General features: G+C 61.4%; 6 protein-coding genes. All 6 read left to right on the plus strand.

What is annotated here, in order from left to right; translation table 11 throughout:
• The first annotated feature begins 521 nt into the window (after window positions 1-521).
• A complete protein-coding gene (rpoB, locus tag ACTQ05_RS03020; RefSeq protein ID WP_427796029.1) occupies window positions 522-3,950 on the plus strand; it encodes a DNA-directed RNA polymerase subunit beta in 3,429 nt (1,142 codons plus the stop codon).
• A gap of 6 nt (window positions 3,951-3,956) precedes the next feature.
• Window positions 3,957-8,432, plus strand: a complete 4,476-nt coding sequence (locus ACTQ05_RS03025) for a DNA-directed RNA polymerase subunit beta' (RefSeq protein ID WP_370450532.1) — start codon at window positions 3,957-3,959, stop codon at window positions 8,430-8,432.
• A gap of 439 nt (window positions 8,433-8,871) precedes the next feature.
• A complete protein-coding gene (rpsL, locus tag ACTQ05_RS03030) occupies window positions 8,872-9,249 on the plus strand; it encodes a 30S ribosomal protein S12 (RefSeq protein ID WP_154514699.1) in 378 nt (125 codons plus the stop codon).
• A gap of 73 nt (window positions 9,250-9,322) precedes the next feature.
• Complete coding sequence (gene rpsG, locus ACTQ05_RS03035; protein ID WP_006235013.1) at window positions 9,323-9,796, plus strand: 30S ribosomal protein S7; 474 nt, start codon at window positions 9,323-9,325, stop codon at window positions 9,794-9,796.
• A 19-nt stretch (window positions 9,797-9,815) separates the two neighbouring features.
• Entirely contained in the window at window positions 9,816-11,915 is a 2,100-nt protein-coding gene (gene fusA, locus ACTQ05_RS03040; RefSeq protein ID WP_154514697.1) for an elongation factor G, read from the plus strand.
• A gap of 60 nt (window positions 11,916-11,975) precedes the next feature.
• Window positions 11,976-12,284 (plus strand): 30S ribosomal protein S10, encoded by a 309-nt coding sequence (gene rpsJ, locus ACTQ05_RS03045; RefSeq protein WP_427717612.1) that lies wholly within the window; start codon window positions 11,976-11,978, stop codon window positions 12,282-12,284.
• Window positions 12,285-12,372: the final 88 nt, after the last annotated feature.

Consider the following 12,372-nt stretch of genomic DNA (forward strand, 5'->3'; position numbering starts at 1 on the left):
TTTTTGCGAACTGCCGCTTAGCTCCGGAAAGTGCGACCCACAATTTGGTCGAATTCTGGGATGCGCTTTCCGGCTGAGGACCCTAGCGGAAAGTGCATCCCAGAATATCGACTCAGGACGGGATACAGTTTCCCAGACAGGGCTCAATCGGAAACTACGACCCAGTTTGAGGCCTCAAAACGGGACACAGTTTCCGCCCGATCAGCCTTCGCCGCCATTCCGCCATTCGGCGACGCGCATCAGTAACTCTGTTCACAGAAAATATATGAACGTATGTTCGATATACGCACATCTACCTGCGCATTTTCTGTCGAAAAACTTTGCTACTCCAAAAACTCAATCGCGTCAAGGCTTTTCTTGCCCAACGGTCGGTACCTGATAAACTATTAGGTTGCGATAACTGGCGAAGCTATGCCTCGCCAACCCACCGAGCATTTCCGTGAAGGAGGAAAAACCTGGTGACCTACGCATACACTGCCACTGAGCGCAAGCGCGTCAGCTTCGGGAAAATCCCGGAGGCCATGGAGCTCCCCAACCTTATCTCTGTTCAAAGGGAATCCTTTGAGCGTTTTAAGGACGAGGGCCTTCGTGAGGCGTTTAAGGAATCCAGCCCCATCCAGAGCCAGAACCATGTTCTCGAGGTTACCTTCGGCGAGCATCAGTTTGGCGACCCCGCGCACACCGTCGAGGAGTGCCGCGAGAAGGATATGACCTATCAGGCTCCGCTTTTGACCGACGTCCGTCTCACCAACAAGGAGACTGGCGAGATCAAGGAGCAGCTCGTCTTTATGGGCGACTTCCCCATGATGACCGATCAGGGCACCTTCATCATCAACGGTACCGAGCGTATCGTCGTCTCGCAGCTCGTCCGTTCCCCGGGCGTGTACTTCAGCTCCGAGATGGATTCGGGCAAGCAGATCTACAAGGCTCAGATCATCCCGTCCCGCGGTGCCTGGCTTGAGTTTGAGGTCGACAAGCGCGACCAGCTCATGGTCTCCATCGACCGTAAGCGCAAGCAGAGCGCCACGATGTTCCTGCGCGCCCTTGGTATCGCCGTCACCAACGACGACATCATCGAGCTGCTCGGCAACTCCGATGTGATCAAGCGCACCCTCGAGCGCGATACCGCCCTTACCCGCGAGGATGCTCTTATCGAGATCTACCGTCGCCTGCGCCCGGGCGAGCCTCCCACCGTGGATGCTTCCCGCAGCCTGCTCGAGGGCCTGCTCTTTAACCCGCAGCGCTACGACCTGGCCCGCGTCGGTCGCTACAAGGTCAACAAGAAGCTCAACCTCACCACCGAGGAAGAGGTCACGGTGCTCACCGACGAGGATATCGTCGCTACGCTGCGCTACCTTCTGTCCCTCGCTGCCGGCGAGCAGGGCTTCAAGGTTGACGACATCGACCACTTTGGCAACCGCCGTATCCGCACCGTCGGCGAGCTCGTCGCCAACCAGTTCCGTATCGGCATGAGCCGTATGGAGCGTGTCGTCCGTGAGCGCATGAGCTCCCAGGACATCGACGAGATTACCCCGCAGTCGCTCATCAACATCCGCCCGATCGTGGCCTCCATCAAGGAGTTCTTCGGTTCCTCGCAGCTCTCGCAGTTCATGGACCAGGCGAACCCCCTGACCGGTCTGACCCACAAGCGCCGTCTGTCCGCACTCGGCCCTGGCGGTCTTGCCGGCCACAAGTCGGGCTCCAGCCGCCGCACCAACGTGCCGACGGCCGTCCGCGACGTTCACAATTCGCACTACAGCCGCATGTGCCCGATCGAGACCCCCGAAGGCCCCAACATCGGCCTGATCGGCTCGCTTGCCCTCTACGCCCGCGTCAACGAGTATGGCTTCATCGAGGCCCCGTTCCGCCGCGTCGAGAACGGCGTTGCCACCGACCAGATCGACTGGATGACCGCTGACGAGGAGGAGAAGCACGTTATCGCGCCGGCCAACACGCCGCTCGATCCCAAGACCAACGAGTTTATCACGACCGATGCCGAGGGCAAGATCGTCCGTCCGCATTCCGTGATCGCCCGTACCCGCGACTTCGACGGCTCCTTCGGCGCTCCCGCCGACGTGCCCGTCGAGGACGTCGACTACATGGACGTCTCGCCGCGCCAGATGCTCTCCGTCGCAGCCACGCTGATCCCGTTCCTCGAGCACGACGACGCTAAGCGTACGCTCATGGGCGCCAACATGCAGCGTCAGGCTGTGCCGCTGGTTCACCCCGCCGCTCCCTATGTCGGTACCGGCATGGAGCGTCGCGCCGCCCTGGACTCTGGCGAGGTCACCCTGGCCAAGAACGCCGGCGAGGTCATCTTTGCCGATGCCTCCAAGATTATCGTCAAGCATGCCGGCGGCATGGACGAGTATCACCTGGCCAAGTACCAGCGCTCCAACCAGTCCACCTGCATCAACCACCGCCCGCTCGTGCGCGTCGGCGACACCGTTGAGCAGGGTGAGCCTCTGGCCGACGGTCCTTCGACCGATCACGGCGAGCTCGCACTGGGCCAGAACCTCACCGTGGCCTACATGCCGTGGGAAGGCTTCAACTACGAGGACGGTATCGTCGTGTCCGAGCGCCTGGTGGCCGAGGACCTGCTGACGACCATCAACATCACCCGTCACGAGATCGACGCCCGCGATACCAAGCTCGGCCCCGAGGAGATCACTCGCGAGATCCCGAACCTCTCCGAGGACATGCTTGCCAACCTCGATGAGGACGGCATCATCCGCATCGGCGCTGAGGTCGGCCCCGGCGACATCCTGGTCGGCAAGGTTACCCCTAAGGGCGAGAGCGCTCTGACTGCCGAGGAGCGCCTGCTGCGCGCCATCTTCGGTGCCAAGGCTCACGACGTTCGCGACACTTCCCTTAAGATGCCTCACGGCGCTTACGGCCGCGTCATCGACGTCGTCCGCTTTAGCCGCGAGAACGGCGACGACCTGGCCCCCGGCGTCAACGAGCAGGTGCGCGTCTACGTCGCCCAGCGTCGTAAGATCCAGCAGGGCGATAAGATTGCCGGCCGCCACGGCAACAAGGGTGTTATCTGTAACGTTCTGCCGGTCGAGGACATGCCCTACATGGCTGACGGTACCCCGATCGACGTTATCCTCAACCCGCTGGGCGTTCCTTCGCGTATGAACGTCGGCCAGCTGCTCGAGTGCCACCTTGGCTGGGCTGCTGCCTGCGGTTGGGATACCGAGGATGCCGATTCCGACAAGTACGTCCCCGGTCCGTTCTTTACCGCGACGCCCGTCTTCGACGGCGCCAAGGAGGACGAGATCGCCGAGGTCATCCGTCGTGCCAACAAGAATATGCTCAACAAGGCCACCGCTGCCTTTGGCGATCACATGCGCCCCGAGTTTGTCACCCAGCTTGACGAGCGCGGAAAGACCCGCCTGTTTGACGGCCGCACCGGCGAGGAGTTCCGCGAGCCCATTACCGTGGGTACGTCCTACATCCTCAAGCTCGGTCACATGGTCGACGACAAGATCCACGCCCGTTCGACTGGCCCTTACAGCTTGGTTACCCAGCAGCCGCTGGGCGGCAAGGCCCAGTTCGGCGGCCAGCGCTTCGGCGAGATGGAAGTTTGGGCACTGTACGCATACGGTGCTTCCAACGTCCTGCAGGAGATCCTGACCGTCAAGTCCGACGATACCGTGGGCCGCGTCAAGACCTACGAGTCCATCGTCAAGGGCGAGAACGTCCCGGTTCCGGGTATCCCCGAGTCCTTCAAGGTTCTCGTCAAGGAGATCCGTTCCCTCGCACTGGACATCGAGCCAATGCACGATGCCGACGAGGACGCCTCCGCCCCCGTGACCGCCGAGGAGACCTCTGCCCTCGATGACCTGGCTGCGCTCGCCGGCGTTGACGCCGACGTCGAGGCCCAGGATGCCGAGACCGCCGAGGCACCCGAGGCTGTCGCCGCCACGACCACTGATAAGGAGTAGTTGACTGTGGCAGATTTCGAAGCTACTGAATTTGACTCGGTAAAGATCTCCCTTGCCTCCGCCGACCAGATCCGTTCCTGGTCGCACGGTGAGGTCAAGAAGCCGGAGACCATCAATTACCGTACCCTCAAGCCCGAGAAGGACGGCCTGTTCTGCGAGAAGATCTTCGGTCCCGCCAAGGACTGGGAGTGCTCCTGCGGCAAGTACAAGGGCATCCGCTTTAAGGGCATCGTCTGCGAGCGCTGCGGCGTCGAGGTCACCTCGGCCAAGGTGCGTCGCGACCGCATGGGCCATATCGAGCTCGCCGCTCCCGTGTCCCACATCTGGTACTTCAAGAGCCCCACGAGCTTCCCGATGAGCCGTATGCTCGACATCAAGTCCAAGGACCTCGAGAAGGTTCTGTACTTTGCCAGCTACATCATCACCGAGGTCGACTACGAGGCTCGCGAGGCCGACGCTGACGACCTGCGCGAGGAGCTCGCCGCCGATCTGGAAGAGATCGATGCCGAGTGCGCCCGCCAGATCGAGTCCCTCAAGGAGCAGGGCAACCCCGAGAACTTTGACGAGTTCTCCGACGAGGAGCCGCTGACCCCCGAGGAGATCGCCTCCGGCATCGTCGACATCGAGGAAGAGTGCAAGGACGAGAAGCAGCTCCGCACGGACGCCTTCAACGCCTTCATGAAGCTCACCGAGCGCGACCTCATCTCCGATGAGCCGCTGTTCCGCGAGATGACCCGTTACTACTCCATGTACTTCAAGGGTGGCATGGGTGCCGAGGCCGTCCGCGACCTGCTCGCTGCCATCGACCTCCCCTCCGAGGCCGAGAAGCTCAAGGCCATCATCGCCGACGAGGACTCCCAGAAGCAGAAGCGCGAGAAGGCCGTCAAGCGCCTCGAGGTCGTTGACGCCTTCCTGAAGGGCGGCAACAGCCCCGCGAACATGATTCTGGATGTCATCCCGGTCATTCCGCCCGATCTGCGCCCGATGGTCCAGCTCGACGGCGGCCGCTTCGCCGCGTCCGACCTCAACGACCTGTATCGTCGCGTGATCAACCGTAACAACCGACTCAAGCGCCTGCTCGACCTGGACGCCCCTGCGATCATCGTGAACAACGAGAAGCGCATGCTCCAGGAGTCCGTGGACGCCCTGTTCGACAACGGCCGCCGTGGGCGCCCGGTCTCTGGCCGTGGTGGTCGCCCGCTCAAGTCGCTCGCCGAGGCCCTCAAGGGCAAGCAGGGTCGTTTCCGCCAGAACTTGCTGGGCAAGCGTGTCGACTACTCCGGCCGTTCGGTAATCGTTACCGACCCCAAGCTGCTGCTGCACCAGTGCGGTCTGCCCAAGACCATGGCGCTGGAGCTCTTCAAGCCCTTCGTCATGAAGCGCCTGGTCGAGCTTGGCAAGGTCGAGAACATCAAGGGCGCCAAGCGCGCTATCGACCGCGGTGCCACCTTTGTGTGGGACATCCTCGAAGAGGTCATCGACGGTCGTGTCGTGCTGCTCAACCGTGCACCGACCCTGCACCGTCTGTCCATCCAGGCCTTTGAGCCGGTGCTGGTCGAGGGCAAGGCTATCCACCTGCACCCGCTGGTCTGCGCGCCCTTCAACGCCGACTTCGACGGCGACCAGATGTCTGTCCACGTGCCGCTGTCCAGCCAGGCTCAGGCCGAGGCCCGCGTGCTCATGCTCTCTGCGAACAACCTGCGCTCGCCGGCATCCGGCAAGCCGGTCAACATCCCCTCGCAGGACATGATCATTGGTGTGTACTACCTGACCCAGGTCCGCGACGGTCTGCCGGGCGAGAACCACGTGTTCTCGAGCTTCGACGACGCGCTGCACGCCTATGACTGCCGCTCCGAGGTCGACATGCAGGCCAAGATTCAGGTCCGCGTGTCCGCCGAGAACGCCAACGTCATCAACGAGGACGGTACCCGTATCTTCCGCGTCAAGAACGGCAAGAACGAGTTCGTCGACTACGATGTCACCGGTAACAAGACCGCACGCTTCGAGACGTCTATCGGCCGCATCATCTTCAACCGCCAGTGCCTGCCTGAAGACTACGAGTTCATGAACTACAAGATGGTCAAGGGCGATGTGGCCAAGCTGGTTGCCGACTGCTGCGATCGTTACCCCGAGGCCAAGGTCGGTCCGATCCTCGACTCTATCAAGTACTCCGGCTTCCACTACGCTACCCGCGCCGGCCTCACCATCTCGGTGTGGGACGCTCTCATCCCTGCCGAGAAGCAGGAGCTGCTCGACCGCGCCCAGGCCAACGTCGACCAGATCAACGAGTACTTCGAGGAGGGCTTCATCAACGAGACGGAGCGCCACATCGAAGTCGTTAACGAGTGGACCGCTTGTACCGACAAGGTTGCAGCGCTCATGCTCGACATGTTCGACGAGGAGAACCCGCTGTACATGATGGCCGACTCCGGCGCCCGTGGTTCTAAGACCCAGCTGCGTCAGCTCGGCGGCATGCGTGGCCTGATGGCAGACATGTCCGGCGAGACGATCGACCTTCCCATTAAGGCGAACTTCCGCGAGGGCCTGCTGCCGCTCGAGTACTTCATTTCGACCTACGGCGCCCGTAAGGGCCTGGTCGATACCGCATCCCACACCTCGGACTCTGGCTACCTGACCCGTCGTCTGGTCGACGTGGCCCAGGACGTCATCGTCCGCGAGGAGGACTGCGGTACGCACGAGGGCGTCACCTACAACCTCATCATCCCCGGCACCACCGACCTCAACACCGATCTTGTCGGCCGTTGCTTCATCGAGGACGTCGTGGCTCCCGATGGCACCGTGCTCTTTGAGCAGGACGGTTATATCGAGAAGGTCGCCGACATCCAGAAGATGGTCGATGCGGGCCTTAAGAAGGTCAAGCTTCGCGCGCTGCTCACCTGCCGCTCCAAGTACGGCGTGTGCCAGAAGTGCTACGGCTGGGATCTTTCCACCCGTCGTCCGGTCGCCATCGGTACCGCAGTCGGCATTATTGCCGCCCAGTCCATCGGCGAGCCCGGTACGCAGCTTACGATGCGTACCATTCACTCCGGCGGCGTCGCTGGCGTCGACGATATTACGCAGGGTCTGCCTACGGTCAGCCGTATGTTCGATATCGTCGGCAACGTCAACGAGAAGATCCTGGGTCGCGAGGCCGAGCTGGCTCCGTACTCCGGCCACCTCTCGATTAAGCCCGAGAAGTCCGAGTACGTGCTGACGCTCACCGACTCCGAGGATCACACCCGTGTCCTCGACGAGCGTCGCGTTCCCGCTTCGGTGCGCTTTATGCCCGAGATCGAGGACGGCTGCGAGGTTCGCGCCGGCGACCAGATCACCAAGGGCTTCGTCAACTTCCGCAACCTGCGCAAGCTGACCGACATCGAGTCGACGATGCACACCTTCGTCGAGAGCGTCAAGGACGTCTACACCAGCCAGGGCGTCGACCTGAACGACAAGCACATCGAGGTGCTCGCACGTCAGATGCTGCGTCGCGTTCAGATCACCAACCCCGGCGACTCCAAGTACCTGCTTGGTCAGTACGTCGACCGCTACGAGTTCGCTGACGAGGTCGAGCGCGTTGCCCGTCTGGGCGGTCAGGCTCCCGTGGCTGAGCCCGTCATCTTGGGTACGCTCAAGGTTGCGTCCAACATCGACTCCTGGCTGTCGAGCGCTTCGTTCATCCGTACCGCCGGCGTCCTTACCGAGGCTGCTATTGAGGGCAAGGTCGACCACCTGCTCGACCTTAAGTCCAACGTCATCGTCGGTAAGAAGATCCCGGCTGGTACCGGCCTCAAGCCGTACGCTAACGCCAAGCTGACGTATCGCACGGCCGACGGCTACGTGGACATCGATGGTCCGGCTTCGCCCAACGCCAAGTCGCTGCCCGAGTGGGCTCCCGTGGAGCTCAAGGACCTGGACGAGCGGCTCCCTCAGCAGCTCGACTGGGCCGGCTACGACGAGTTTGGCGGTGCTGACGGTTCATTCACCCGCAACGGCCACACCATCTCCGCCGAGAAGGCTCGCCTGTACCTGTTCGACGACCTGGGTGTGTCGCAGCGCTGGACCAACAAGTTCAGTGAGGTCGGCATCGAGACGGTCGGCGACCTGGTTGGCAAGTCCGAGGAGGATCTGCTGCGCATCGATGGCATCGGTGCCAAGGCGATCGAGGAGCTCCGTGACGGCCTCGAGGCCCACGACCTGCTCTACATCCTCGAGAACAACGACGACGTTGCCGACGAGGAAGACCTCTCGCAGCTGCTGCAGATGGTCTTTAGCCCCGACGGTCCGGACGACATCCTGCTGGGCACCTCCGCTCCGACGCATCACGCCGATGCCGACGAGGAGCTCCTGGGCGCCCCGATCGACGACAAGAAGGCTTCCGCCAACGGTGCCATCAACGAGGACATGGCTTCCCTCGACGAGCTGCTCAACCAGCTCGTGGACACCGACGACGCCGAAGAGGCCAAGGACAACGACGGGGAGTAATTTCCCAGTACGTTAACCGCCCTTCCAAAGACCCGCTTCCCAACAGGGGAGCGGGTCTTTTTTGTCGAGGAACGTTGCCCCGACGAGTACGTAGGATTTCCGGGACGGGCGGCATAGGGGTTAAGTTTGTCGCGAGTTCCGCACGCAAAGGAAAGCACTTAATGTGCTTTCCGTCTTGCGCAGGACTGTAGAGCAGCAAACTTAACCCCGGGGGCCGCCCGGACCGGGAATCCGCCCTCGCGCACAGGAGGGGATTCCTTTTGTGTAGGCTTTGCGGAAATGTGGCTATTTTAGGATACGCCCGGCGGCGTGGTCTGTTGACGACACAGCTAACGGCACGTATCCTATCGAACTGCGTGTTTCGTAGGGGGATGCTGACCCCTCGATTCAAGCCGTTGCACTTTACAGAAAGCTGGAATCATTCGAGAAGGAGTACGCTTTGCCTACTATTAACCAGCTGGTTCGCCAGGGCCGTCGTTCCGCGCCCAAGAAGTCCAAGAACGCTGCTCTGCAGCACAACTCCCAGAAGCGCGGCGTGTGCACCCGCGTCTTCACCACGAGCCCCAAGAAGCCGAACTCGGCTCTTCGTAAGGTTGCCCGTGTTCGCCTCGTCAACGGCATCGAAGTTACTGCTTACATTCCGGGTGAGGGCCACAACCTGCAGGAGCACTCCATCGTGCTCGTCCGCGGCGGTCGTGTTCGTGACCTCCCTGGTGTCCGTTATCACGTCATCCGTGGCGCCTACGACGCTGCTCCGGTCCAGAACCGTATGCAGGCCCGTTCCAAGTACGGTGCTAAGCGCCCCAAGGCCAAATAAGCCAGATAACGTTTTGATACTTTCGCCGTGTGCCGCCTAAGCGCCGCACGGTAGACACTTAAGGAGATTTCACATGCCGCGTCGTGCAGCAGCTAATCGTCGTGAGGTTCAGCCTGACGCCGTTTACAACAACCGCCTGGTGACTCAGCTCATCAACAAGGTCCTTCTTGACGGCAAGAAGGCCACCGCTGAGCGCATCGTTTACACCGCTTTCGAGATCGTTGCCGAGAAGTCCGAGGGTGGCGACGCTCTCGCTACCTTCAAGAAGGCTATGGACAACGTCAAGCCCACGCTCGAGGTTAAGCCCAAGCGTGTCGGTGGCGCTACCTATCAGGTCCCGATGGAGGTCAACTCCCGTCGTTCCACCGCTCTGGGCATCCGCTGGATCGTCAACTTCTCCCGCGCTCGCAAGGAGAAGACCATGGCTGAGCGTCTCGCAAACGAGATTCTGGACGCTTCCAACGGCCTGGGCGCTTCCGTCAAGAAGCGTGAGGACGTCTTCAAGATGGCCGAGGCCAACCGCGCGTTCTCTCACTATCGTTGGTAAGTTAAGGTAAGGAACTAACATGGCTAAGGCTAAGCACAAGCTTTCCGATACCCGTAACATCGGCATCATGGCCCACATCGATGCCGGTAAGACCACCACGACCGAGCGTATTCTTTACTACACCGGTAAGACCCACAAGATCGGTGAGGTCCATGAGGGCGCTGCCACCATGGACTGGATGGTTCAGGAGCAGGAGCGCGGCGTAACCATTACCTCCGCTGCTACCACGTGCTTCTGGAACAAGGACGGTAAGGACTACCGCATCCAGATCATCGACACCCCGGGCCACGTTGACTTCACCGCCGAGGTCGAGCGCTGCCTGCGCGTCCTCGATGGCGCTGTCGCCGTCTTCGACGCCGTTGCCGGCGTCCAGCCCCAGTCTGAGACCGTTTGGCGTCAGGCCTCTACCTTCAACGTTCCCCGCATCGCCTTCATCAACAAGTATGACCGCGTGGGCGCTGACTTCTTCAACGCTATCGAGACCATGAAGGATCGTCTCGACGCTAACGCCGTGGCCGCTCAGGTCCCGATGGGCGCCGAGGACAACTTCTGGGGCGTCATCGACCTGGTCACCATGACTGCATGGGACTTTAAGGCCGACGAGAAGGGCATGACCTACCCCGAGCCGATGGATGAGATCCCGGCTGAGTTCGCCGACATCGCTGCCACCAAGCGCGAGGAGCTCCTCGACGCCGCTGCCAGCTTTGACGACGAGCTCATGGAGAAGATCCTCATGGAGGAGGACTTCACCGTCGAGGAGCTCAAGGCTGCTCTGCGCAAGGGCGTTCTGGCCAACGAGCTCAACCTCGTCTTTGTGGGCTCCGCCTACAAGAACAAGGGCGTTCAGGAGCTGCTCGACGCTGTCGTCGACTACCTGCCCAGCCCGCTCGACGTTGAGGCCGTCACCGGTACCGATCCGGAAACCGGCGAGGAGATCGTGCGTCATCCCTCCTTCGACGAGCCCTTCTCCGGCCTGGTCTTCAAGATCATGACCGACCCGTTCGTCGGTAAGCTCACCTACGTCCGCGTTTATTCCGGTCGCGCCGAGTCCGGCTCCTACGTGGTCAACGCCTCCAACGGTCAGCGCGAGCGCCTCGGCCGCATCCTCGAGATGAACGCCGCCGAGCGTATCGACCGTGACGACGCTTGCGCCGGTGACATCGTCGCCTGCGTTGGCTTCAAGAACTCCACCACCGGTGACACCCTGTGCGCCGAGGGCAAGGAGATCGTCCTCGAGAAGATCGAGTTCGCTAAGCCCGTTATCGACGTTGCCATCGAGCCCAAGACCAAGGCCGAGCAGGACAAGATGTCCCTGGCTCTGACCAAGCTCGCCGAGGAGGACCCGACCTTCACGGTGTCCACCAACCACGAGACCGGCCAGACCATCATCGCCGGCATGGGCGAGCTGCACCTCGAGATCATCGTTGACCGTCTGCTCCGTGAGTTCAAGGTTGACGCTAACGTCGGTAAGCCCCAGGTTGCCTACCGCGAGACCGCTGGTCACGACGTCGAGAGGGCTGAGGGCAAGTTCGTCCGTCAGTCCGGCGGTCGCGGTCAGTACGGCCACGCCGTCATCAAGCTCGAGAAGATGGAGGAGGGCTTCGGCTACGAGTTCGTCAACGCTATCGTCGGCGGCGTCGTGCCCAAGGAGTACATCCCGTCCATCGACAAGGGCATCCAGGAGGCCCTGAACACCGGTGTTATCGCCGGCTTCCCGGTCCTCGACGTTAAGGTCACCCTGTTCGACGGTTCTTACCACGAGGTCGACTCCTCCGAGGCCGCCTTCAAGATCGCCGGTTCCATGGCTATCAAGGACGCCCTCAAGAAGTCCGATCCGCAGCTGCTCGAGCCGATCATGGCTGTCGAGGTCGAGACCCCCGAGCAGTACATGGGCGACGTTATGGGCAACCTCTCCGGTCGCCGCGGCAAGATCGAGGGCATGGAGGATCGCAAGAACACCAAGCTCATCCGTGCCAAGGTGCCGCTGGGCGAGATGTTCGGTTACGCTACCGACCTTCGCTCCCAGACCCAGGGCCGTGCATCCTACACGATGCAGTTCGACTCTTATGAGCCTGCGCCCAAGTCCATCGTGGACGAGGTCATGAGCAAGAACGCCTAAGTTCGAGCTCCCTGTTACGTAATCCGCGAGAACATCTCTCGCACTCTTTGGAGGTTTAAGTTGGCTACCCAGAAGATCCGCATTCGCCTCAAGGGCTATGATCACGAGGTCGTCGATCAGTCCGCGAAGCTCATTGTCGAGACCGCTCAGAAGACCGGCGCTCGCGTTTCCGGTCCTGTCCCCCTGCCCACCGAGCGCAACCTGTACACGGTTATCCGCTCGCCGCACAAGGACAAGGACTCCCGCGAGCAGTTCGAGATGCGCACCCACAAGCGCCTCATCGACATCCTCGACCCCACCTCGGGCACCGTTGATTCGCTCATGCGTCTCGACCTCCCCGCTGGCGTCGACATCGACATCAAGCTCTAAGCTTTTTGCTCGATAGTGCGATTTGTAAGGCCGCAGCCCTAAGGGTTGCGGCCTTTTTTGTATCGATGGGGTAAAGGGTCTACACTAC

Source organism: Collinsella sp. LCP21S3_A9 (genome assembly GCF_052118785.1).
In the GTDB taxonomy this organism is placed as follows: domain Bacteria; phylum Actinomycetota; class Coriobacteriia; order Coriobacteriales; family Coriobacteriaceae; genus Collinsella.